The 24,598-nt window shown below is 45.3% G+C and carries 23 protein-coding genes; 6 read left to right on the forward strand and 17 right to left on the reverse strand.

The window, feature by feature from the left end:
- Positions 1-36: 36 nt before the first annotated feature.
- Both QUA02_RS04540 and QUA02_RS04545 read left to right on the forward strand, forming a co-directional pair.
- Positions 37-816, forward strand: a complete 780-nt coding sequence (locus QUA02_RS04540; RefSeq protein WP_333025631.1) for an ABC transporter permease — start codon at positions 37-39, stop codon at positions 814-816.
- Positions 817-1,020: 204 nt separating this feature from the next.
- On the forward strand, positions 1,021-1,662 hold the full coding sequence (locus QUA02_RS04545) for a Uma2 family endonuclease (RefSeq protein ID WP_333025633.1): 642 nt from the start codon (positions 1,021-1,023) through the stop codon (positions 1,660-1,662).
- A gap of 113 nt (positions 1,663-1,775) precedes the next feature.
- Here the strand turns inward: QUA02_RS04545 and QUA02_RS04550 are convergent, their stop codons facing one another.
- The 7 genes from QUA02_RS04550 to QUA02_RS04580 form a co-directional block, all read right to left on the reverse strand.
- A complete protein-coding gene (locus QUA02_RS04550) occupies positions 1,776-2,549 on the reverse strand; it encodes a hypothetical protein (protein ID WP_333025635.1) in 774 nt (257 codons plus the stop codon).
- Positions 2,542-3,675 (reverse strand): AAA family ATPase, encoded by a 1,134-nt coding sequence (locus tag QUA02_RS04555; protein WP_333025637.1) that lies wholly within the window; start codon positions 3,673-3,675, stop codon positions 2,542-2,544. Before QUA02_RS04555 ends, QUA02_RS04550 begins: the two co-directional genes overlap by 8 nt.
- Positions 3,676-3,844: 169 nt before the next feature.
- On the reverse strand, positions 3,845-5,734 hold the full coding sequence (locus QUA02_RS04560) for a hypothetical protein (protein WP_333025638.1): 1,890 nt from the start codon (positions 5,732-5,734) through the stop codon (positions 3,845-3,847).
- Between the two features lie 158 nt (positions 5,735-5,892).
- A complete protein-coding gene (locus QUA02_RS04565) occupies positions 5,893-6,567 on the reverse strand; it encodes a nitroreductase family protein (protein ID WP_333025640.1) in 675 nt (224 codons plus the stop codon).
- 184 nt (positions 6,568-6,751) lie between these two features.
- Positions 6,752-7,735, reverse strand: coding sequence for a GntR family transcriptional regulator (locus QUA02_RS04570; RefSeq protein ID WP_333025642.1), 984 nt, complete (start codon positions 7,733-7,735; stop codon positions 6,752-6,754).
- A 210-nt stretch (positions 7,736-7,945) separates the two neighbouring features.
- Positions 7,946-9,502 carry an adenylate/guanylate cyclase domain-containing protein gene (locus tag QUA02_RS04575; RefSeq protein ID WP_445305142.1) on the reverse strand — a complete coding sequence of 519 codons (1,557 nt, stop codon included), beginning with the start codon at positions 9,500-9,502 and terminating at the stop codon, positions 7,946-7,948.
- 182 nt (positions 9,503-9,684) lie between these two features.
- Positions 9,685-11,073 carry an aminopeptidase P family protein gene (locus QUA02_RS04580; protein WP_333025644.1) on the reverse strand — a complete coding sequence of 463 codons (1,389 nt, stop codon included), beginning with the start codon at positions 11,071-11,073 and terminating at the stop codon, positions 9,685-9,687.
- A gap of 524 nt (positions 11,074-11,597) precedes the next feature.
- Here QUA02_RS04580 and QUA02_RS04585 point away from each other — a divergent pair.
- Both QUA02_RS04585 and QUA02_RS04590 read left to right on the forward strand, forming a co-directional pair.
- Entirely contained in the window at positions 11,598-12,041 is a 444-nt protein-coding gene (locus QUA02_RS04585) for a DUF4332 domain-containing protein (RefSeq protein WP_333025645.1), read from the forward strand.
- A 72-nt stretch (positions 12,042-12,113) separates the two neighbouring features.
- Positions 12,114-12,464, forward strand: coding sequence for a Spx/MgsR family RNA polymerase-binding regulatory protein (locus QUA02_RS04590; protein ID WP_333025647.1), 351 nt, complete (start codon positions 12,114-12,116; stop codon positions 12,462-12,464).
- An 11-nt stretch (positions 12,465-12,475) separates the two neighbouring features.
- Here the strand turns inward: QUA02_RS04590 and QUA02_RS04595 are convergent, their stop codons facing one another.
- From QUA02_RS04595 to QUA02_RS04610, 4 genes are all read right to left on the reverse strand, one after another.
- Entirely contained in the window at positions 12,476-12,904 is a 429-nt protein-coding gene (locus QUA02_RS04595; protein ID WP_333025648.1) for a GNAT family N-acetyltransferase, read from the reverse strand.
- Positions 12,894-14,504 carry a cyclic peptide export ABC transporter gene (locus QUA02_RS04600; protein WP_333025649.1) on the reverse strand — a complete coding sequence of 537 codons (1,611 nt, stop codon included), beginning with the start codon at positions 14,502-14,504 and terminating at the stop codon, positions 12,894-12,896. The genes QUA02_RS04595 and QUA02_RS04600 overlap by 11 nt, the downstream gene beginning before the upstream one ends.
- 64 nt (positions 14,505-14,568) lie before the next feature.
- The gene (locus QUA02_RS04605) at positions 14,569-15,168 is read right to left on the reverse strand and encodes a Uma2 family endonuclease (RefSeq protein ID WP_333025650.1); all 600 of its coding nucleotides are present in this window, start codon (positions 15,166-15,168) and stop codon (positions 14,569-14,571) included.
- A gap of 144 nt (positions 15,169-15,312) precedes the next feature.
- Positions 15,313-16,884, reverse strand: coding sequence for an NAD(P)H-quinone oxidoreductase subunit N (locus QUA02_RS04610; RefSeq protein ID WP_333025651.1), 1,572 nt, complete (start codon positions 16,882-16,884; stop codon positions 15,313-15,315).
- Positions 16,885-17,519: 635 nt separating this feature from the next.
- On the opposite strand from QUA02_RS04610, the gene topA reads away from it, so the two are divergent.
- Positions 17,520-20,246: a type I DNA topoisomerase gene (gene topA / locus QUA02_RS04615; protein WP_333025653.1), complete on the forward strand. Its 2,727-nt coding sequence runs from the start codon at positions 17,520-17,522 to the stop codon at positions 20,244-20,246.
- Between the two features lie 130 nt (positions 20,247-20,376).
- Here topA and QUA02_RS04620 read toward each other — a convergent pair whose 3' ends face one another.
- The 4 genes from QUA02_RS04620 to QUA02_RS04635 form a co-directional block, all read right to left on the reverse strand.
- Positions 20,377-21,015: an MvaI/BcnI family restriction endonuclease gene (locus tag QUA02_RS04620; RefSeq protein ID WP_333025655.1), complete on the reverse strand. Its 639-nt coding sequence runs from the start codon at positions 21,013-21,015 to the stop codon at positions 20,377-20,379.
- Between the two features lie 8 nt (positions 21,016-21,023).
- Entirely contained in the window at positions 21,024-21,851 is an 828-nt protein-coding gene (locus QUA02_RS04625; RefSeq protein WP_333025656.1) for a DNA-methyltransferase, read from the reverse strand.
- Between the two features lie 198 nt (positions 21,852-22,049).
- Positions 22,050-22,478: an HNH endonuclease gene (locus QUA02_RS04630; protein ID WP_333025658.1), complete on the reverse strand. Its 429-nt coding sequence runs from the start codon at positions 22,476-22,478 to the stop codon at positions 22,050-22,052.
- Between the two features lie 5 nt (positions 22,479-22,483).
- On the reverse strand, positions 22,484-22,855 hold the full coding sequence (locus QUA02_RS04635; RefSeq protein ID WP_333025659.1) for a hypothetical protein: 372 nt from the start codon (positions 22,853-22,855) through the stop codon (positions 22,484-22,486).
- Positions 22,856-23,396: 541 nt separating this feature from the next.
- On the opposite strand from QUA02_RS04635, the gene QUA02_RS04640 reads away from it, so the two are divergent.
- On the forward strand, positions 23,397-23,645 hold the full coding sequence (locus QUA02_RS04640; protein ID WP_333025661.1) for a hypothetical protein: 249 nt from the start codon (positions 23,397-23,399) through the stop codon (positions 23,643-23,645).
- 102 nt (positions 23,646-23,747) lie between these two features.
- Here the strand turns inward: QUA02_RS04640 and QUA02_RS04645 are convergent, their stop codons facing one another.
- Together QUA02_RS04645 and QUA02_RS04650 are read right to left on the reverse strand one after the other, a co-directional pair.
- Positions 23,748-24,101, reverse strand: coding sequence for a DUF5615 family PIN-like protein (locus QUA02_RS04645; protein WP_333025693.1), 354 nt, complete (start codon positions 24,099-24,101; stop codon positions 23,748-23,750).
- Positions 24,102-24,105: 4 nt separating this feature from the next.
- Positions 24,106-24,432, reverse strand: a complete 327-nt coding sequence (locus tag QUA02_RS04650) for a DUF433 domain-containing protein (RefSeq protein ID WP_333025663.1) — start codon at positions 24,430-24,432, stop codon at positions 24,106-24,108.
- Between the last annotated feature and the right edge of the window lie 166 nt (positions 24,433-24,598).

Below are 24,598 nucleotides of genomic sequence, written 5' to 3' on the forward strand. Positions count from 1 at the left end.
ACAGGCAAACAATCACGTTATCGAAAGGGTGGACCGGTGTTAATTCAGCTAGATTTTACAGATTTGGGTTGGGCTTTGGGGATGGTGGCGATCGCGATCGGGCTTTCGGCGTGGCAGGGATTGGGGTTGGAGGGGGCGATCGCGATCGCCGCGGGGCGCACCCTGATCCAGCTAATCTTAGTCGGGTACGTGCTCGCAGTCGTATTCGATCCGGAGGGGAAAAATCCTTGGCTGGTTTTAGCAGTTTTAGCAATCATGCTGACAACAGCTAGCATGGTTGCCAGCAACCGCATCAGCAAAAAAATCAAGAACTTACTGCCCTTAGTTTGGGGTTCAATTTTTATCAGTACGGCCTTGACTCTCGCCTATACAAACTTGCTAATTTTGCAACCTGACCCTTGGTACGAACCGCAATACCTGATTCCTTTAGCGGGTATGATTTTGGGCAATGCCATGAACTCCGGGGCGATCGCGGGCGAAAGACTTGTCAGTACAGTTAATAGCAGCCAGTTAGAAATAGAAACCCATTTAAGTTTAGGTTCCACGCCGCAGCAAGCAGTAAAACAGTACCGCAAAGATGCCATCAAAGCTGGATTAATCCCGACATTAAACACAATGACAGTCGTAGGAATAGTAACTTTACCCGGAATGATGACAGGTCAAATGCTGAGCGGTGTCAGTCCTCTCGATGCAGCATCTTACCAGATTTTGATTATGTTTGTGTTAGCGCTGGCAACTTTAATCGCAACTTTGCTGTTGACAGAGGGATTGTGTCGGAGGTTTTTTAATCAAGACGCACAATTGATAAAATGGTAATTGGTAATTGGGCATTGGGAATTGGGAATTGGGAATTGGGAATTGGGCATTGGGCATTGGACATGGAATTGGTAATATAATATAGGTAGGAACTTGCATTTAGCCTTATTTTCTTGAACAGGCAAGATGCCTGTTCCACATAGAGTGAGTTATCTTGTGGAGTGGGTTTCTAGCCCGCCCTAGTCATCACTAAGGAGAATAACCATGATTCAAACAGCAACTAAAACGCTAACTTTTGAAGAATTTGCGGAATGGAAGCCAGAAAACGGACGTTATGAACTGCACAATGGAGAGATTGTTGAAATGTCACAGCCATTAGGAAAGCATGAAAAAGTTGTCGGTTTTTCAGCCAGAAAATTGACCGCGCAATTCGATCGATTAAACCTTCCGTACTTCATCCCCAAACAAGCATTAGTTAAGCCATCAGAAAACGAATCAGCTTATTCTCCCGATATTCTAATCTTAAATGAAACCAATTTAGCATCAGAACCTCTGTGGGAAAAGTTCTCCACTGTGACTCAAGGGGCATCAATTCCGCTGGTTATTGAAGTAGTTAGTACCAACTGGCAAGATGACTACATCAAAAAAGTAGGGGAATACGAACTAATCGGGATTCCTGAATACTGGATTGTGGATTATCTCGGTTTGGGCGGCCGGAGATTTATCGGGAATCCTAAGCAACCGACTATTTCGATTTATCGGTTGGTTGATGGTGAGTATGAAGTTAGTCAATTTCGGGGAGATCAGACAATCCAGTCGCCCACTTTTCCCGAATTGAAATTGACGGCGCAACAAGTTTTTCAAGCTGGATTGACTGCGGATAAAATTGCTGGGGATACCGATTAGTTGTGAATGAACAGCACTTATGCAAGAAGTGATTATACGCGCTACTCATAGCGGTAAGGCGCGCAGTGCAAACCTGCAATATAGAGGTTATGCGTAAATCCTGAATTACTCTTTTAGTCAGATAAAATAATGGGAATTAATCGTTCCTCGATTTCATCAATATAGGCTGTTAAGCCTGTATTAACACCGTTTTTTCGTAGATATTCCAGAGGCGTGTCTTCCCAGCACTGTTGTTCGCGTTCCATCTTGCCACCTGTTAGCTTTTCGACAACAACTTTAGGATTTCTAATGCGATCGGGTTCTTCCCATGAGTTAGATCGTAGCCTGTGTGACTCTTCGCAAGGATTAAACGTCAATTCGGTCGTTATCTCTTGAAGAATTTGTTTTTCCTCTTGATTAGATGGAATAAACCCATTCAACACCCAAGCTTCCCGCATTCGATCGGCTGTACCAATAATAATTGCTAATTTAGGTTGTCGATCGATGTGTTCTGAACGCGCTTGCTCGATCCCTTGTCTTCGTTCAGGTTGATTATCTAGATCGCGGATTAGGAGAACTGCTTCAATCTGTCGTGTTTTTTGAATAAATCGTACTAAATTCAGAATTTTTATAGCTGCTGCACCATCAGCTTTTAATGTTCCATCTTTACGATGACCTAAATACCTTGGAGGACGGAATCCTAAGCTTTGTTGGAAATTATCTATAATTTGATTAATATTTTTCCAGCAAGAATTCTCTGTGCCAGCTTCTAAACCACTCCATTGAACTAGATGTTGCAGCGTCTCGTGCTCTAACCACTCAATTTTTTCTACTAAAATGCGATCGGCTAATTTAGTAGCGGTTCGTGCGTCTGCGCTACTTTCCACAATTACAACAAACTCAATCATTGATTTCCCCTGCAACCACCCAATCTTCTCCCTCCGCATCCCAGAATTCTCCGGTGGTTAAAGTTTGTTTTGCCCATTCTACATCAGGATGTTCATCCAATCGTTTGCAACGAGTCACACCTGAATTGTTGTTACTTAATACATGGACTTGAGAAGGAATAAGTTCATCCACAATGTAAGGAGAATGGGTAGAAAAAATAATTTGCAGATTGCTGTTGTCTTGAATAATTTCTTTTAAAACAGCGATTAAGTCTCGTTGCGCTTTGGGATGGAGTCCCTGTTCAACATCATCTAGTAACACTAAATTAGGTTGATTGGGATTCATCAAAACAGTCAGTAATCCGAGAGCGAGCATTGTGCCTTCGCTAATGGCATGGGCTGGTATACGCTTACCAGTATTCATGTCTAAGACAACTTCTTGCCCTGCCATTTCCTGACTTTCTTCGTAGGAGATAGACTTTCCACCGACTTCGATTAAGCGTTGGCGATTCACCATAACTTTAGCTCGCCTTACCCCTACCTCGCGTACACCTGGTACAATCCGTTTCAACATTTCCTGTAAAGATTGAAATTTATCTGGAGCTTCGTCACGAAGATAGTCTAAGGTAGGTGCTAACCCGGAACCATCGAACTCAACTCGCGGTGTAATTGCATCACTGTAAGCTGCTTTAGCAAGATTACTGGCTACGAGCTTAAGATGAACTGCGTTTCTCAAAGATTGCTGAATTGGCTCTTCCGTAGTCATTAAGGAAGGTGCAGAGGTTACTTCATATTCCGGGTTTTTATTGGCATTCCATGATGCTCTAAACGCCCACCCATGATTAACGTCTACGCTCCATTTATAGGAAGCTTTCCAATTATTTATATCTGGGTTTTTCCAAAAACCAGTTGCAGTAACAGACATATTATCTTGCCCAATTGTTGTAATAAATTGAGGCGCTATTTCATGCTGAAAAATATTTTCAAATGATGAATTAGCAAGCCGACTGAGATAATGCACTGCTTGCAACACTGATGTTTTACCCGAACTGTTTTGTCCTACGAGTGCGTGTAGGCGTGAATTATCAAAATTAAGTTCTGTATCTTGATGACTTTTGAAGTTATGAAGTTTTACCTTTTGCAGCATTTGATGGCTAACATCCTTTTATACTTTTTGATTGCCGAAATTGTAGTGTGTTTTCGGATGTTCTAAGTTGTTAGCGCGCATTTAATTGTAACAATCATTTTTCTTGAAACAATGAGTGGGGCGTTGCTCCTCGCCCGCCCCAAAAACTCAAATTAAATGCCGTAACAGCTTACTTCGGTTCGTGACTCGCAATCCGCTTGCCTTCGCCATCGTACACCTGCATCGGAATTTTCGCGTTGTCTGCGATCGCCTCCAAAGCTTTTTGCAAGGTTTCAACGTGCTTTTCCACAGCTTGGCGAGTCTTGGTAGCGTTGTTGTTGTTTGCTTGGATGAAAGTTTGTTGCAGTTTCTGCACGTAATCGGGAGTCATCTGCACCGCAATCAAACCTTTGCTAACAGTATAGTCGCAAATCTTCGGTTGGCCTTTGCAAGTTCTATCCAAATCCGTGCGCGCTTTTTGCAGGTTCCTTTCTTCCTGCAACTTTACTTCTGCTTGCTGCAATGACGTTTTGTAGGAATCGATTAGCGGTTTGGCTTTCTGCGAATAAGAAGTTGCCGCCGGCACTTGCTCGGCGTAACTCAAAGCTCTCCGCCAGTATTCTGATGCTTTAAACCAGCCGTTTTTGCCCTCAAAAATTTGAGCTTCTGCTGCTAAAGTCACTGCTTGAGTGTAGGCATTTTCCGAAATTCCTTCGACATTTTTGCGCTCGCGAGCTTGTGAAAGCTTGGTTTCGTATTTCGGAACTAGGAGTTTACCTTGTTGGTAAGATTGCGTACTGGTGGGAATTTCTGATAGGATTTCGAGGGATTTTTCCCAACCTGATTGCACTTGATCCCAAGTCTCGGCAGTAGTCGCTACTGCTTCGCGAGCTTCTGCTATTTGGGCTGTACTTTTGGCGGCGAGCAGCGTTTTTTCGGCTTGTTTCTCTGTGCTTAACAGCCGATTTCCGCTTGCTAAATTCTTCTGATATTCTTTTGTCTTTCTCTGAGCAAACGGATAAACTGGGCTGTCGGTGGGGATTTCTCCGAGTTGGGCGATCGCGCTTTGCCACAGAGATTGCGCTTCCTGCCCGTTCTCGGCAGAATAAGGCGGATTTTTGGTTTTCTCGGCTGCCGATCGTGCGAGGCGCGCTGCATCGATCGCAGAGTTTACATTCTGACTTTGCTGCCGGTAGTTTTCGAGAGCGCTTTGAGCTTCACCGCGATGAATTGACCAGGAGGGAATCGGTTCCAAAAGGGCGATCGCCTGTTTTAACTGTTCCTGCGCTTCTTCGGGACTGCTAGCAACTTTTGACGTTTTCAGCGTCTTCGCCGAATTTTCGCTCAACTGTTTAGCATTAGCTAATTCAGTACATTCTCCAATGACGCAGGGGCGGCTCAGCAGGTAATAACCGCCTGCCAAAATTGCCCCCGCGATGCTGATGATTCCAGCCGCAGCCAGCATCGCCAACGGTGAATGCTTGGGGGTTTGAGCAACTGTTACCGCAGGCTCCATATCCAGCGGATTAAAGGGATTGTCTGCAATATCTGCCGGGATTGCTTGCACGCTGAAGGCGATCGGATCGCTATTGCTGGAACTTTCTGAAAAATCTGGAAAATATTCATCGCCCCCCGCATCTTTAACATCTGTTTCTAACGGCACATCCTCCGCTGCATCCGCTGCATCCGCCGCATTTGCTGTTAAGACTATCCCCGTTTCTGCTGCGGGAATCTCGGTTTTTTTGAACGCTTGTACTGTTTTTGGTCTTGACAAAACAGGGTGGTGCATCGTAAAAGAATGGAAAGCGTAAGGCTGTTTTTGCCCGGTAATTTTTAGGCAAAGTCCAATCTGTTGAATAGCTTCCGGTTCTATTTCGAGAATTGCTGCTTCTAGCACCGCAAAAGTCGGTTTTGCTTTGAGAACTAAACTGCGCGGGTGTTCTCCCACAACCGTCAAAGAGTCATCTCGAAAATCGCAACTAATATAAAGCGGTAAATTTTTAAATCCGGCTGCTTGCAAGTGCTTTTGCAATTTTACTTCGAGAATTTGGGCGTTACTTTGTCGCTCTGCTACTGTCATACTTTTCCTCTGTCTGATATCACCACTTTCGATTTTAGATTTGGGATTTTAGATTTTAGATTGCGGAACTGTCGGGATTTTTGATTTGTTTGAACTTTGGCACCGATTCATTCCAAATCTTAACTCTTAAAATTCAAGTTGCCACAAAATCTTAACTCTCAAATCTCAACTTGCAAAGTCTCTCCGTAACTTTCGCTGTAATAAACTTGAGTCACGTCAAAACGCCCGCCGTATTGTTTCAAAGGTTCTGCTGCATAACCGAGCGGCAGCAAACAGCAAACATCTACTTCTTCGGGAATTTGAAAGGCTTCTTTCACCTTAGCGCCGACAAAACCTTCCATCGGACAACTGTCTACCCCAAAGCTTTTAGCTGCAATCATTAAGTGAGCTACTGCGAGCATTGTATGCCTGTTTGTCCAAGTTTCTAGGGACTCGAAGCAGGGACGGTTCTCGAACAATTGCGGGATTGCTTGTCGCATATAACCGGCTAAATTGTCGTTCATTGCGCCTGCGGCTTTGCCCAATTCGATTACGGCTTCGGTGTTTTCGGGTTGGGCGGCGCGCCGATCGCCGCAGCAGATTAATACTACTGGCGCTTCTACCACTTGGCGCTGATCGAAAGCGCAAGCTTTTAATTTTTCCTTGCTGGCTGCGTCTTGAAGTACGATAAACCGCCAAGGCTGCAAGTTGTAACCGGAGGGCGATCGCACTCCCAAGCGCAAAATCTCAGTCAATATTGCTGGGGGAATTCGATCGGGTTTGAAGCTGCGGGCGGCCCGGCGGCTTTCGATCGCTGTTTTAACATTAATTGAAGGTTGGATTTCAATTGGCATGGGTTATTGGTTATTGGTTATTGGTTATGGGTTATTAGTTATTGGTTATTGGTTATGGGTTATTGGTTATTGGTTATTGGAAATTAGAACAACAAATAACAACTGCCAAATAACAACTGCCAACTGTAAACTGTCAATTGCCAACTGTCAACTGTCAACTGTCAACTGCCAACTGCCAACTGACTTACCCCAAGCCCAACTCGCGCTTGAGCAAATTAATCGACTTAGAGCCGATGTAATTTTCCGAGCATATCAGTTGCGGCGGACGAATAATATCTTCTCTAGCCGCATTGATGGCAGCTTTTACTGTAGCAAAGCTCGGTTGATCGCAGAAAATTGTTCTGGCCGATCGCACGATCGAGTTAATCTTGTAGGCATCTGACAGCAAAGCCGTCATCACCAGCAAATCCTCGCCCCGGATGCTGTGGATGATGACTTCAGTCGATCGCAGCATTCCCGGGCTCAGGCTGACTAAACCCAAATAACTGTCTTTCGGCAAACCCCCCACTAACTGTATCTCCTGAACATAGTCGTAGATGTCTACGGGAATGACTCGCACCGAACGCGGTGCCGAAATCGATTCTGCTTCTCCGATAAAATAGCGGCTGGTGATCACAGTCCCCGAAGAGATTTGATCGAGAAAAGTACCTAACTCTTCCATCGGCACTAACTGGATGGGGATACGCAGAGCTTGTTCGAGTTCTTTCGCCATCAGCTCGCCCACGCCGATGTCTTCTGTGGGGGCTGTGACGACCACTCGCGCGCTGCACCGAAGCCGCCAGTCAATTTCGGCCAAAAATAATTCCCTAGCTTGGTTGAGCGTACAGCCCTGTCCCAGAAGGTGATCGAGACTTTCTTGCACTATTTTGTTGGCAAGGGGATATTCATCGAGGATCGGGGATTTGAGTTTGCTGCCGCCTTCGTGGCCTTGAGCGCGGACGTAAATGCCCGATCCGGCTTGGGCTTCCACGAGTCCGGTATTTTCGAGCTGTCGGTATACTTTGCTGATGGTGTTGCGGTGCAAACCTGTCTGCATGGCTAGTTGCCTGGTGCTGGGCAAGCGGTGTCCGGGCGGAAATTGTCGCGAGGCGATCGCAAACCTGATTTGATTGAATAGTTGGGTGGATGCTGGAATATCGCTATCTGTTTGAATATGAAATTGAACCATCTTAAGGGCTCCGAGGACTTCAACTTAGTATTTTTATAACGTCGAGTACCGGACATAGGATTGCTCGGATATCTCTGTCTCTAGCATAATCTGATTTTGTTCATCTGCTGCGGCCGTTCTGCCACAGGGCGATCGCGTCTTCGATGCGATCGCCGCCTCGGGAATTTCCCTCAACAATCAGGTACTTTCAAGTCTTAGTTTTATTTACTCTCAGATTTCGTTCTCGCTTGCTGTTTTTCTACCATTCAGGAAATAAGTCCGCATTTTCCCTTTACCTTTAATCTCGATCTCGCCACGATCTTCAAATTCATATTTATCCTGCAACAAATCATAAGTATAGTGGCTGATTTGAATTCTGCCTGGTATGCCGTGAGATTCCATGCGGCTAGCTGTATTTACGGCATTTCCCCACAAATCGTAAATAAATTTTTTAGTGCCGATTACCCCCGCTACCACCGGGCCGCTATTAATCCCGATTCGGAGGTCAAACTTCGCATCTAGCTTCACATTTAATTCATCAATTGCTGCTAGCATATCCAGCGCCATTTCGGTGATCGCCTCTGCGTGGTCTGGGCGTTCAATGGGAATACCGCCTGCTACCATGTAAGCGTCCCCGATCGTCTTGATTTTTTCTAAGCCGTGCTTGTCACTCAGTTGGTCAAAAGCTGAGAAAATTTCATTCAGCAAGTACACTAATTTAGTTGCGGGCATGGTAGTAGAAATTTGGGTAAAATTCACCAAGTCTGCAAAAAGAATTGTTGCTTTTTCAAACTTGTCTGCAATCACCCCCGGTTGGTACTTCAACCTGTCGGCGATCGGTTCTGGCAAAATATTTAGCAGTAAACTTTCAGTTTTTTTCTGTTCTTTTCTGAGTGCAGATTCCATCTGCTTGCGCTTGGTGATCTCGTGAAAAAACACAGAAATACCGTCGTAACCCGGAAAAGCCCGGACTTCCAACCACACTTTTAAGGGGAGATAATAGTTTTCAAAAGTCACTTCAACTTGTTTAGCTACAGCTTCATGATATTTTTCATAAAATACCGAATTTACTAAGTCTGGATACTCTTCCCAGAAAATTTTACCAAAAAGTTCTTCCGGCGATCGCTGCAAAAATTGCGATGCTTTGTAATTGACGTAAGTAAATCGCCACTGGGGATCGAGAGCAAAAAAAGCATCGCTCATTCCTTCTAAAAAATTGACAATTTGCTCGTCACTAGAACGGAGTTTTGCTTCTACTTGTTTCTGTCTGATCTGCGCGCGCTTTAATCTAGCCAGATTAATTCGCAACTCCATTTGGCTGATAATTTGCTTTCCTAAAGTCCGCAGCGCTTCTAGCTGTTCTGGGGTGAGATTGCGAGGAACTGTATCTATCGCGCACAAAGTGCCCAGCGGGAAACCGTCAGCAGTTACTAGGGGCGATCCAGCATAAAATCGAATATTCGGATCGGAAGTTACTAGCGGATTGCCGGCAAAGCGATCGTCTTCTAGAGCATTCGGTACAACTAGCAATTCGTTGGGATTTAAAATAGCGTGAGCGCAAAAAGCTAACTCTCTCGGAGTTTCTAGCGCTTCCAGACCGACTTTTGATTTAAACCATTGCCTATTAGAATCTATTAAGCTTACTAAAGCAATAGGAGTGCCGCAAATATAAGATGCTAAAGCTGTTAGGTCATCAAAAGCTGCTTCGGCCTCTGTGTCGAGAATGTTGTAGCGGTGAAGTGCTTCTAGCCTCTCTGCTTCGTTGCTGGGCAAAGGCGCAGCTTGCATCGGCGGCGGGGATACATCTTTCTGAAAAATGCGCGCAAGTCTCTGTGCTGCGAATTTTTGGACTTGCGCGGCCAGTTTTTCAACGAGCATCAAAAGACCTATTTGCCAACCTTTATTCATATTTCTTTATTTTTTCTCACACTTGATTGAACTGCGGGCGATCGATCTAATTCGATCGATACTTATGCACTTACCGCAATTAACTCCTCAATCTCCAGAGCTTTTGTTGGCAATTTCCCTGTCAATACTTCTCGACCCTCTTCCCTGACAAGTATATCATCCTCAATCCTGATTCCCCGCACGTCTGCGAATTTTTCCAACTCGTCCCACTTTACAAAATCTTTATATTTGGCGCGAGTTTCCGAGTTATTTAAGATTGCCGGAACTTGATAAAATCCCGGTTCGATCGATACCAGCATTCCCGATCGCAAAACTCGATTCAGCCGCAAAAATCCCAAGCCAAACCGACTGCTTCTAACTCTCCCTTCTTCATAACCAGCCAAATCTCCCAAATCTTCCATATCGTGAACATCCAAACCGATTAAATGTCCGATTCCGTGAACAAAAAACAGCGCGTGAGCGTCCATTTCTACCAAATCTTCAACATTGCCCCGCAAGATGCCCAAATCTACCAATCCTGCCGCCATAATTCGAGCAGCTAAAAGATGAATGTCTTGATATTCCACGCCCGGACTAATTTTCTCAATACAAGCATCGTGCGCTGCCAAAACCACATCATAAATCGCTCTTTGAGTCGGAGAAAACTTACCAGAAACCGGCCAAGTGCGAGTCACATCAGCCGCCCATCCCGTTGATGTTTCTGCACCGACATCTGCTAACAGCAAATCTCCTGTTTGTAGGGAATTGTGATAATGTTCGCTGTGCAGGACTTCCCCGTGTACTGTAACTATACTGGGATAGGCAGTGGTCATATTTTCCGAGATGATGACACTTTCCATTGCAGCGCGCACCCCTGCTTCAATTTGAGCATTTCGAGTTGCCGCCATTCCCGCTTTGTGAGCTGCTACGGTGATAGCAGCAGCTTGACGCAATTCGGCCAAACCGGCTGCATCGTGGCTCAGGCGCAGAGATACGATCGCCTTGGTTAATTCTAGGTCGATTCCGGTTGGGGATTTGGGCGGTGCCAGAGGGCGATCTAGAATTTGTGACTGTTGCAACTGAGTCAAATTATCCTGAACGGCGATCGTTGCTGCATTTGTCGCTCGCAATTTCAATTCGGCCATTGGAAAAGCAGCATCAGCCCCAATTAGTTCGGCAATTTCTGCTCTTTTCGGCATTTGCCCGTGCCAAAGAGTGCTGCTAGGAGGTGCGTCATCTAAGAACAGTTCTAATTTGCCAGATTCTAAGCGAATGGCAGCATTTTCTAAGGGCAAACCAGCAAAATATAGAAAGTGACTGCTGGCGCGAAAAGGGAAAGTAAGAGCCGGATAATTGCGAGGAATGCTGCACCCAGACCAGAGAATTATCGGAAAATTAATTAAACTGGCCAGTTTTTGCCGCCGTTGGTGTAGAGTATTTGTTAACAAGTCATAACCTTTGGTAATTTGCATGGGTAAAAACCGATAATCTTGAATTTGGTTTGCAGTAAGCCAGGAGTCCTTTGATTCTCGGCATTAAATAAATAAAGTCCTGATATCAAATCCGGTAGCATCGGAATTATGAGCGCGCTCACGTCGTCCATAGCGAACGGCTACAGATCGCGAGCGAGACGCTCGCACTGCTATCATCCAAATATATTATTCCGATGCTACCGTCCATGATATGACTTCAAACTTAGCAGCCATTTTTGCACAAAGTCTAATCTTTATTCTGTTTTTGGCGATCGTCTTTTTCGCTGTCTTTTTTATCATCTTTGTCGTCATCGCCGGCATGATTTTGTTAAGCAGGAACCCTGCCCGACTGGGAGGACAAAAAGGCTGAAAGTGCTAGTAGGCCACCAATTAGCAGAAATGTCACAACACCCGCCGCCCAATTCGTTTGTCGGGTTTTGGTTGATTTTGTGACATAAGCGATCGCCTGTATTGACTGTTTTATATTTTAGACTTTAAAGTATAAGTAAATTCACTGAAAAAACATGAAAATTTATAACAAAGCTCCTCAAACTTCCCTGCAAGTACGCGACTGGCCGATCGCACACTTACCGGGATTGAGCAAGGAAAACCAATCTCAACTGGAAGAATGCAACATCACCACAACCGGACAACTAATTCGCATGACGAAAACACCGGCTGCGAAAGTGTTGCTAGCGCATCAACTACAGATTAACATTCAATCTGTTAATAAATGGGTAGCGATGGCAGATTTGGCTCAAATTCCGAGTGTAGGCTGTCAGTATTGCGGGCTGTTGCTGCACGCCGGCGTTGCTTCTGCGGCTCAATTAGCTCAAATGCCCGTAGAGAGATTGCACCAACAAATCTTAAGGCTGCACGTAGCGACAATGCAGCGCAATGATTTGACTCCTTCGGTCGATCGCGTGCAAAAATGGATTCAACAAGCTAAATTAGTCATTAGTTATTAGTCAGTTGTCAGTTGTCAGTTGTTATTAGCTAACAGTCAAGATTCACGATTCAAGATTCAACAGTCATCTATTATGTCAATTCAAGTTTACGGAATTCCCAACTGTGGAACCTGCAAAAAAGCTTTCCAGTGGCTCCAAGATAGCGGTGTTACTTACGAATTTATCAACACAAAAGAACAGCCTCCCACCCGCGAAACAATTCAAAACTGGGTAGCTGCTTTGGGTTTTCAACCAATGCGAAATACTTCCGGTCAATCTTACCGGGCTTTGGGCGACGACAAGAATAATTGGACGGGCGAACAGTGGGTGGAAGCATTTGCAAAGGATGCGATGCTGCTGAAACGTCCTCTTTTCGTTAAAGATGGAACGGCTGTTTTAGTAGGTTTCAAAGAAGAAGTAATTAGAGAAAAATTGGGGCTTTGAACAAGCGGAATTTAGCCTGTTGTTCGCTGCATAAACTTAAGTTCGCCCGCGTCATCCGTGAAACCCCAACGCTCGTAAAACGGCATCATGTTCGGCAAACAATTAAGATAAAACTTCTCCACGGCTTGGAGTTCGGGATGATTTAAAACTGCATCCATCAACTTCGCACCCAGTCCCGTCTTTCTGTGTGTCGGCTTGATAATGACATCAAAAATCATGGCTCTGTATACGAAATCGGTGATGACGCGGGTAATGCCAATTAGCCGATCGCACTCATCGACCAAACCAATGATAACATCAGTCGCCGCCAGCATTTTCACAACATCCTCCCGCGTCCGCTTGTCGCTCCAAAACTCGTTTTTGTACAAATCCATCAAGTCGGAAACCTGGCTTTCGGTCAAAGTTTCGACAATCCTATACTTATCCATTTTATCGGTCATACTCTACTTTACCGTAATCTAGTTTAATGGCGCGATCGGCTAAATCAAAATAGCGATCGTCGTGACTGATGACAAACACCGTTTTCCCCCGCCGCTTCAACTCCGGTAACAACTGCTTGTAAAAAATATCCCGGAAAAACGGATCTTGATCCGAAGCCCATTCATCAAACAAATAAATCGGTCTATCTTCCAAATACGCCGTCAGCAAAGCCAGCCGCTTTCGCTGTCCCTGAGACAAAGCCGTAGTTGACAAAACTCCATCTTTCACCTCAACTTTATTATCCAAATGAAACTCCCGCAAATATTCCGCCGCCTGCTTGTCCAAATCGCCATTAGTCATCCCCAAAAGCCTTTCAAACAGATAGAAATCCGAAAAAATCGCCGAAAAATGCTGCCTGTACCACTCTCGATTTTCCTCAGTAATTGGCTGGCCATCTAAGAGAATTTTTCCCGATTCAGGAATATACAAACCAGTGATTAATTTAGCTAAAGTAGACTTACCGCTGCCATTCCCGCCAATTATAAACACCAATTGACCGGGATGAAACTTCAAATTAAGCTCGCCCAAACTAAAATTGCTGTCTTCTTTTTCTCCCGGATAGCTGTGAATTACTCGATTTAACTCCAGCGTCTCCCACTGAGCCGTGTCAGGCAGTTTAACCGTTGAAGTTATCTCAGCTTGACTCGCCAAAGCCAATCCCATTCTCTCTATCTTTACCACAGAAGTATTAGCACGAAAAAGCGCCGGCAACCTTTGCAAAATATTGTTAAACGGAGACATTAAATAGGTACTTGTCAGAATGTAAGCTGACAAAACCGGAGTTGAAACTGGCACAAATTTGGGCAAGACAAATAACAACAAACCCATCAGCATAAAAAACAGCAACTGCCCAACTCCCATCGCAACTGCACCAGTATTCAAAGCAGTCACGTTATAATTGCGGGAAGCATCAGCACTCCCCTGTAATTCTTCCGTAAAAAACTCTTGGCGGCGCAAGGAATGCAGTTTTAGTTCCTTAATTCCATCAGTAATACTGCGAAAATGCTTAAACAATATATCTTGTTCTTCTCTGGCTAAATCGAAGAATTTCCGCATTTTATTGAGCAACAACTGCACCGTGCCAATCGTCAGCCCCATAAAACAAAATACAACAACAAAAACTGTACCCGAAATTGTGCTTAAATAAGTTAAGCAGCCGATAACAACGGCGATATCGACACAGAGAAAAGGAATCAAAAATATAGTATTAGAAAGCGTTCCCACATCATCAGTCAGAGTTGCCAGCAAGCGGTTAGCGCCCAACTCTTCCAAATTCCGCAAAGGAGTAGACAAAATCCCGCGACTCAAACTCAGACGCAGGTTATAAACCGCTTCTTGAGAAAGATAGATTAACAAAAATTGAGATACAAAGCCACTCAAAAGAGCCAAGATTGCTAATCCCGCAAAATACCAGACTAAATTACCATTGGAATTGTCGTTGACTGCGCGGTTGATGAGGGAAATTAACATAGCGCTGCAACCGCCGCTGATTAAGCCTGTGAGTATGGCGATGGAAACATTTAACCAAGAAGCTTTTAATAATAGCCCAATTACAGTCATGCAATTTTATTCCAAATTTAATAGGTGTTTGTAGTGAAGACTTTAGTCTTCACTACAAACCAAATTACTGAGGCAATTCTGTCTCGTCTGTTTCAAATACTACTTTATTATAAATCTCGCTCATAGACATTTGCACTCCCAGCGCCGCGAAAACAACTGTTGCTGCTTCTCCTTCGTATTCCCGAAATAACCACTCATTCGACTCAGTTTTAATATACTGTTCGACTAAAAACTCGTATTGGCTGACTAACACATATTCACGGAATTCAGGAATCGATCGATAAAACCGAAACTTATCCTCGCGATCGAAATCCTTGGTATACTTAGAAAGCACTTCCACAATTAGCAGAGGATTGAGAATCTCATCACTGCGTCCCTCGTTGAAAATGGGTTCTCCTTCAATCACCATTACATCCGGGTATGTTCCCCGTCGATACCGAGGAATCCATAACCGCAAATCGTTGTGAAAAAGCTCATAGGGCTGCCCCTCAAGCAAATTTCCCAAGACTCTACTCAAATTTCGGATAATCCGGCTGTGATTAATACTACCACCAGTCATTTGTACAATTTCTCCATCGCGGTATTCATTTCTAAACTCGGCAGTTTCCTCTAACTCCCGGTACTCATCTAGGGTATAAATTTTTTGCTTGCTTTGTACTAACATTTTTACCTCTGTACAAACTTTTATCTGCGTTAATCTGCGTGCATCTGCGGTTGAAAATCATAATTTACAGTATATCACAGCACCCAAAAAAGCGCCCAACTTTTTACAGTTAGGCGCTCTCCAATCTTTTAAATCTCGCTAATATTAATCGTTGCGAGACAACAAGTTCGATTCGATTTTCGCCGCTACAACAGTTTGCACGGGACTCATTGCCGACTGCAACATGGGAGTTTTTGTAACAGCCTCGTTAGCCAAATTAAACAAAGGATTAGACAAAATACCCGCCAAAGTTGTCGCAACTAAGGTGAGTACGACGCTGACTTGCAAAGGCCGCATTCCTTGAAGGTTCCAGCGAATTTCGGGATAAGTTTTTACCGCGTCTGACATTTCTTGAGGTTCCTTGACTACCATCATCTTGACGACGCGGATGTAGTAGTAAATCGAAATTACGCTGGTAATTAATCCCAGAATAACTAAGCCGTAAAGTCCAGCTTGCCAGCCGGCCCAGAACAGATAGATTTTGCCGAAAAATCCAGCCAGGGGCGGAATTCCGCCGAGAGAAAGCAGGCAAATACTTAAGGCTAAAGTTAGCAGCGGGTCTTTTTGATACAAACCGGAGTATTCGCTAATTTGGTCGGTTCCAGTCCGCAGCGAGAACAGGATGATGCAGGCGAAAGCGCCTAAGTTCATAAACAGGTAAACCAACAGATAAAATATCATGCTGGAATAACCGGCTTCGGTTCCTGCAACCAAACCAATCATGACAAAACCGGCTTGGGCGATCGACGAATAAGCTAAAAGCCGCTTCATGCTAGTCTGGGCGAGGGCAACCACATTGCCCAACACCATGCTGAGAATGGCTAAGGCTGTGAACACGAAGTGCCACTGTTCGATAAGTGCGGGGAAAGCAGTTGTTAACAAACGGATTGCTAGGGCAAAACCGGCTGCTTTGGAACCGACTGAAAGGAAGGCAACAACGGGTGTCGGCGAACCTTCGTAAACGTCCGGTGTCCATTGGTGGAAGGGAACCGCAGAGATTTTGAAGGCGATTCCGGCGATCGTAAATACCAACGCAATCACTAAACCGAGAGATTGACCTTCATTAACAGTAGAAAGATGAGAGGCGATCGCACTTAACGTAGTTTGACCGCCAGACAAACCGTACAGCAGCGACAGCCCGTAGAGAAACACCGCCGAAGAAGACGCGCCAATTAACAGATATTTCAAAGCAGCTTCATTGGAACGCGGGTCGCGTTTTGTGTAACCCGTCAGTAAATAAGACGAGATACTGAGAGTTTCCAACGAAATAAAAATCATCACCAATTCATCAGCACCGGAAAGGAACATTCCCCCCAAAGTAGCGGTGAGCAAAATGCCGATAAATTCCGCTAAAGCAGTCCCAGTTTGCAGTACATAGCGGACGGATATCAAAATAGTGACAGCCGCAGTCAAAGCAATAATTCCGCGAAATACTAAACTCAAGGCATCGCTATTAAAACCGCCGAGAAACGAGATAGTATTAGTGTTGTCCGCTTGCAAACACAAGGCACCGACGGCCGCTAGCAAACCGGCAACAGCGACGTAGGGAGTCCAACCAGAGGAACTGCGGCCTGCGATTAAGTCGCCCACGAGCACAACCAAGAGGGTGACAATGACTATTCCCTCTGGCAATATAGTTCCAGCATTTAGCTGGGCGGCAAGAGTAGCAAAATCCATATTTTCAGACAAGTTGGGTAATACAGGCTAGGGAAGCCTGCAATGGGCAGTGAACTGTTAGAAATGCTTGACCAAATTGGATTGTAGCCGATTACAGCCTCGCGCTCCCAGTTTCAACAGGTTCCCAGATCCCGGTAACGAACATTAAACCTTCGCCCCCATTGAGGAACTATCAGCCCGCATCCAGCAGTCTCAGCATCCAGTGCATCTTTTACAGACGTGATAAGCTGTTGGGCATCTAAATTGTATTTTTGGGCGGGCGGGATACCCCACAAGAATTTCATCAAACTTGACTGTAAAAATTAGATGCGCCTGGGCTTATCAAATCCGCTAGCATCGGAAGTGTAAAATCGAGTCAACAGTCAACCATCAACCATCATTCTGTTTTTCGACTGACAGTCAACAGTCAACAGTCAACTATAATTCCGGTGCAACCGGAACTGATATGATGCGCCCCTGTAGGCCCAAAGCAGTAAAATCCCATCAGCTTGTTAGTGGAGAGCCGATCGGCAATAACTTAAAAATTAAGGTAGTTTGAAAATAATCGCCCAAAGTTCCCAGAAGCCTTGACATCCGACCTACACTCTGTAAATTAGACACTCTAACTGCGCCGCCATCCATATTTAAAAGATGCCATGTCAACCTTAGTCATCGTCGAATCTCCCACAAAAGCCCGTACCATTCGCAACTTCCTGCCCTCCACCTACCGTGTAGAGGCATCTATGGGCCATGTCCGCGACCTCCCATCCTCCGCCGAAGAAATACCAGAAGCCGTTAAAGGAGAAAAATGGGCGCAACTCGGCGTAAACGTGGAGGCCGACTTTGAACCCCTCTACGTCATCCCGAAAGATAAAAAGAAAATTGTCAAAGAACTCAAAGACGCCCTCAAAGACGCAACAGAACTGATTCTAGCCACTGACGAAGACCGCGAAGGCGAAAGCATTTCCTGGCATTTGCTGCAAATCCTCAAACCCAAAGTTCCCATCAAGCGGATGGTGTTTCACGAAATCACCCGCGAAGCAATCCGCGACGCTTTGACTCACTGCCGCGATATCGACAATCGAGTTGTACAGGCCCAAGAAACTCGCCGGATTCTCGATCGACTCGTCGGTTACACCCTTTCTCCGCTACTGTGGAAAAAAATCGCTTGGGGTTTGTCCGCCGGCCGGGTGCAGTCAGTCGCCGTCAGGCTTTTGGTGCGCCGGGAACGGGAACGCCGCGCCTTCCGCCAAGGTAGCTACTGGGATTTGAAAGCTTTTTTGGAAAAGGGCAAAATTTCCTTTGATGCCAAACTCGTGACTGTTGGCAATGTGAAAGTTGCAAACGGCAGCGATTTTGATGAAAATACCGGGCAAATTATCTCCGGCCGCCGCGTACTTTTGCTGAATGAAGAACAGGCGCGGGCTTTACTCTCGCGCATTCAAAACAAGCCTTGGACTGTCACAAATCTCGAAGAACGGCCAGTCACCCGCAAACCTTCGCCGCCGTTTACGACCTCGACTTTGCAGCAGGAAGCTAACCGCAAACTGAGGCTGGGTGCGCGGGAAACCATGCGCATTGCCCAAAGTCTCTACGAACGCGGTTTTATCACCTATATGCGGACGGATTCGGTGCATTTGTCCGAACAGGCGATCGCCGCTGCCCGCAGTTGCGTGCAAGAACTTTACGGCAGCGAATACCTCAGCCCCCAACCCCGCAAATACACGACGAAAAGCAAAGGCGCCCAGGAAGCCCACGAAGCTATCCGCCCCGCCGGCAGCACTTTTCGGACTCCGCAGCAAACGGGATTGGATGGCATTGATTTCCGCCTCTACGATTTGATTTGGAAGCGGACTGTCGCTTCTCAAATGGCCGATTCCCGCCAAACTCACGTCACTGTATTAACTCAGGTAGAAGATGCCGGTTTCCGTTCCAGCGGCAAACGCATTGATTTTCCCGGCTTTTTGCGGGCCTACGTGGAGGGTTCCGACGATCCGAATGCGGCGTTGGAAGACCAAGAGGTGATTTTGCCGGCGCTGAAAGTTGGCGATAAACCTAATTGTAAGGATTTAGAGGCGATCGGGCACGAAACTCAACCTCCCGCCCGCTACACGGAAGCTTCTCTGGTCAAAATGCTCGAAAGCGAAGGTGTGGGCCGTCCGAGTACCTATGCAAGTATTATCGGTACAATTGTCGATCGGGGATATGCGAAGTTAATAGCTAATGCCCTAATTCCGACATTCACCGCTTTCGCCGTCACGACTTTATTGGAAACACATTTTCCCGATTTAGTAGACACCGGTTTTACTTCCCGAATGGAACAAACCCTCGATGAAATTGCCACCGGCGAGGCGAAATGGCTGCCGTATTTGCAAAAGTTTTATACTGGGGAAACCGGACTCGCAACCCAAGTTAAAGAACAGGAAAGTCAGATTGATGCGAAAGTTGCCCGAACTGTGGTATTGGAGAATATTTCTGCTAAAGTTTGCATCGGCAAATTCGGCGCATACCTGGAATCTGAAAGCGAAGAAGGCTTGGTAAAAGCATCGATTCCCCAAGATTTGACGCCGGCAGATTTAGACCCGGAACAAGTGGAGTTTCTGTTAAAACAAAAAATGGAAGGCCCGGAAAAATTGGGTCTTCACCCGGAAACTGGGGAACCGATTTATGTGCTGATTGGCAGTTATGGGCCATACGTTCAGTTAGGGGATATTTCGGAAACGAACAAGAAACCGAAGCGGGCTTCTTTACCGAAGGGCACGGATAAGGATAGCGTGACGCTGGAGATGGCGGTGAGTTTGTTGACTTTACCTCGGTTGTTGGGCACTCACCCGGAGACGGGGGCGAAGGTGCAAGCTAATTTGGGGATGTACGGGCCTTATGTGGTGCATGACCAGGGTAAGGTGGGGAAAGATTATCGATCGATCAAACCGCCGGATGATGTTTTGACGATAACGCTCGATCGGGCATTGGAAATGTTAGCGCAACCGAAAGCCGCCCGCGGCAGCAGCAAAACAGCTACACCTTTGAAGGAATTGGGCGCGCATCCAGAATCGGGAGAACTTATCAATGTTTACGACGGCCGCTACGGGCCCTACGTCAAACACGGCGATATCAATGCTTCTTTGGCTAAGGATGAATCAGTGGAGAATTTCACCTTGCAAAAAGCACTGGATTTGTTAGCAGCGAAGGAAGCAGCCGGCCCAAAAACTAGCAGCAAGTCGAAGAAGTCAACGAAGACTACTGCGGCGAAATCGGAAACTGCTGCGAAGAAAACCACTGCGGCGAAGAAAACGACTGCTAAAAAGACGGAGACTGCGGCGAAGAAAACCACTACTAAGAAGGCGGCGACTGCGACTGCGACTAAGAAGAAGACAACGTGAGTTTAGTTTAGTTTTCACTTATCGATAAACCCGGTTTGCACGGGGGCCATTGCTCCAAGTGCGATCGGGTTTCTTTGTTGGTAAACTCTTTGACAAACTTAATTAATTAGCAGTGCAAATCAGAAATATGTCAAGGCTTGACAGGCAGTGGAACAGAATACCCCTCTCCTAAAATATGTGCGACAAACTTAGTTCGAGCGTAGAAAGCCCGAGAGGTGCTGCCATGCCCTGGCCCTTTAGTTCTTGGCTGCACAAGTTTGCCCATTTTTCCAGTAAGGTTTGAAAATCCTTGAGTTATAATCGTTTCTCGAACAAGGTTGTAGTCTGCTTTCACTTGCTCGTAGATTTGAGGATTATCAAGATCGAAGGAAGCAACTGAATGCACAAGAGAACGATTATCTGCTTGGCTCTCAAATACCCGTGCAACAACAACCATTTTCTGTAGTTTGTTGAAGAGATGGCTTTCCTCAAATTCTTTGCTTGCGACCTCTACTGGATCTATCATCGTGATTGCCATCGTTTCTTTGACTTTGAGTTCTCCTGTTCGTTTAGGTATTAGTGGAACCAGCTTTAGCTCCCAACTGCCAAAATTAGGCGATCGAGATGAGTTAAGGGCTAATCCCAAATAGCGTTCAATTGTATGCCCAGCCCAACCCTTGTTTTTCTTATTTTCTTTACTCCAAACCGTTATACGGTGATGATCTGCTAGTTGTCGAAGATCTTGACCTACCAATGTAGTGAGTCTTGTAATTGCCTCTAATCTTTCCATAGATAACCTTACTTAGATGCAAGTGGTAACTCCACTTGAGCAGGATTACTTAAACGTTTAATCGAGAGTTCAACATGACCTGCATCTGCTTCACAACCAATAAATTTCCGCCCTAATGATAAAGCTGCAACTCCCGTTGTGGAGGAACCAGAAAAAGGATCAAAAACTAGATCGTCTGGGTTTGTGCTTGCTCGAAGGCAACGCGCAACAAGGTCAATAGGTTTTTGTGTCGGATGCTTACCATAGAGTTTTTCATGTTTGCCAGGAGTAGACATTCGCCAAACATTCTTCATCTGTTTGTCGCCATTCTCAGCCTTCATTTCCTCATAATTGAATGTGTAACGTTCTTTTCCTTTACGTGCTTTCGTTGCCCATAGTATTAGTTCTGTTGAATGAGTGAAACAGCGACACCCCAGATTTGGAGGTGGAGCAGGTTTTTCCCAAATAATGTCATTGAGAATACGAAAGCCAAGCTGCTGCATGGCAAATCCGATTGATGGATACACATGGAGAGTACCCGTTACCCAGATGGTACCAGTAGGTTTAAGAAGCCGATAACAAGCAGCCAACCATGCTTTGTTAAATTCATGGTCTAGTTCAACACCTTGACTGCGATCCCATTCCCCCTTGTTTACCTTGACCATACGACCAGCGACGCAGGTAATACCATCATTGGATAGGTTGTAGGGCGGATCGGTCCAGATGCAGTCTACGCTTTCAGCAGGCAGCAAAGCCATGAGTTCCAAAGTATCGCCGTGATAAAGGTGAGACAGTCCATCATGCGATCGCCAAACTAGCTCTGGCTTTAGCTGTTCAAGTTGTACTTGTGAAGTCATAAGGCTTGTTTACTACTCGGTTGATAGTCGAAAAGCACAATCTAGATTTTAGATTGGAGTTGAAAGCTTATCACAAATTTCGATCGCCCAAGATCGATCGCCCAAACCCCAGATCCCTGACCTCGCGCTGGTCTAAAATCTCTTGGGCCGCCAGAAAAGGCCATATGTACGATCGACCATTTGTGACTCTCAAACCTTTTAAGGAAAAATGTCTGTGGGCGGATGCCATCCAGCACTAACCCACTGACGCCTGACAGTAACAGCAATATTATTGTTTAGCTGTACTGCTGTGACTGTTGCGCGGCCGCAATCTGTAAGTCCAATAATTTCTGTAGCGTCTTCACTCCAAGCAAAATTTTGTGACCATTGTTGAGTGCGCGGATTAAACAACTTAACGTGCTTTTGCGTGACCGGATCTAATGCGTCAGTTTGGGTTCCTTTGTAATTATTGCATAGACTACAAGCCAGCCAGAGATTTTCTTCCTCGTCAGTACCGCCAATCGCTTTAGGAATAATATGGTCAATTTCCAATATTCCCAGGACATACATTTGTAAACTGCGACAATAACCGCACCGATTTTGAGCTTGTGCGCGAACTCTGGCTCTAACTTGTTCAGAAATTGCCATTTTGCTTATCCTTTTAATGGTTCGAGCAAGCCGCGCCGCACAGCTTCATTTAAGGCTTGAGCTTGTCGCAATAGTCGAGTTTCATATATGTGGATTAATGCCTGCAATTCATCGCGTTCTACAGATGCGATCGTACCGGATTGTTGGCGGTCTAGCAATTCACTCAATCGTTGTTCTTGGACTGGTTGCAACCGGAGTTGAGTCAGAGTGATTACTTCTGAATCAGACAGTGCTGATACTGGTTTAGCGGTTGGTAAGAGAAAATTTTCCAGAGTTTCTACTAGAATCTCACTCACGGTGCGGTGGCGTTGCAGCGCTAGCAATTCTGCTTGGTGATAGACTTCATCTGGCAAATTTAGGGTGATTTGGGCGGTCATAGGTGCAAAGCTATGAAACTAATATTTATATTATGCCATATTTTACTTTGAGTATTAGACATCTGCCAAAAAGAAATGAAGCAGGATCTCGCTTGCTAAAAATACGGCGACAGCGACCAAGAAGAAAACCAAGTGAAATTAGTTTAGTTTTCACTCATCCACAAACCCGGTTTATTAAAAAAACCGAGTTTCTTTATTTATAAAATACTAGACAAGCTGGCAAAAAGAGGTTTGTACTTCCGTCCTTAAAATTCTCTTCTCTTCTCTTCCTTTGTGTCATAAACGTCTGCGGGGTTCGATCGCCCCTATTTTTTTTGAGACATATCAACTCAAACTCTTGTCAAACCTAGCTTTTCAGCTTTCTTGTCACCAGTCGGGAAAATCAGCCTATTTACTTATTGACAATTACTCCTATCTGTTAAATTGTCAGGGATCGAACATATAAGGTTAAAAATTGTATCATAAGCAACAGAAAGTACCCAAGGTTTTATGTAGCAGCCTACAATTGAGAAAAGAAACAAGATTAAGAGGCGCGATCGTTATGGATATCAATAGAGACCTAGACTGGGAAGAAGCATTTGAGTACCGAGCGGGCTTGACAGTGGAGGTGAAGTCCCAGCCGGGAGTGTTGCATACGATCGCTTACTATGAAGTGATGATGGTACCGCCCATCTGGTTAGAAAATGACCCGCGTCCCCGGTATCCTCACGAACTGCGAGTCGTTTCGCAGCAGCCAACTGTGTCCAATAGTTGCCAGATTTCAGAGTGCCCTGTTTTAGTCGCATCCTAAGTTTTTTCAGCGGGAAATATCGGTGATGGCATCTAGCAAGCAATCAAACCGATGCAGTGATTTTCGGATTGAGATTGCTTTACTTTACTTTGTGGCGATCGCTTAAGATATAGATGGCGACCCAGAACGATAGACTCGAATCAATTGACCTGTTAATGTTGCAAGTGAGGAAATAGCTTCATTAATGTTAGTCGCCATTCTTGCTAAGTCATCATCTGCCTTACAGACAATAATACCAGCATGGTCAGGCTGTGAGCTGTGCAGTCTAATAAAATGACGGCGATTGAGAGTTAAAACAGCTCGATTTTCATTGACTGCAAAAGCTAACACTTCTTCGTCAGGAATTTTTTGGTTATCTTTTCCGGCTTCTTGCACTGTCAGAATATTGTGCCCCATCTGGCGTAGCAATTCTACAACCTCTCTGGGAAATTGTTCGTCACCATAAAGACGTGCCATCATTTCAATCCTCGTCATTTTCGCGGATAGCTATTTCAATTTCATCGGGAAAAGCTGCCGCATAAGCCCAGGCATTTGCTAAATCAGTAGATGTTAGTGTGGGATAGTTATCTAAGAGTCGAGACTCGTTCATACCCAAACGACGAAAACTTTCCAGTACCCAAACAGGAATGCGAGTGTTTCTGATACAAGCATCACCGCCGCAGACACCGGGAGTTTTGCTAATTCCTTGCCAGGTGTTGGCTAAGTTTTGGGTTAATAATTGGATGATTTGAGCTTTCTCGGTGGGCGTTAAGGCCAGAAGTTGCGCTTCTAATTCTTTGATAGTCATATAAATTTTGGTATTTATGAAATATAGCGGTTCTCAAGCGTTGTGAGGTATGCGGGAGCCTTCCTATGCCCATGCCCTATGCCCATGCCCTATGCCCTCTTTGCACCTCATGTTACTGAGAAAGGCTATATGTATGTATTTGCTATTATAGTGCGATCGCCTGAGA

The organism is Microcoleus pseudofavosus SVA1_A4 (genome assembly GCF_036700565.1).
Lineage (GTDB): Bacteria > Cyanobacteriota > Cyanobacteriia > Cyanobacteriales > Microcoleaceae > Microcoleus.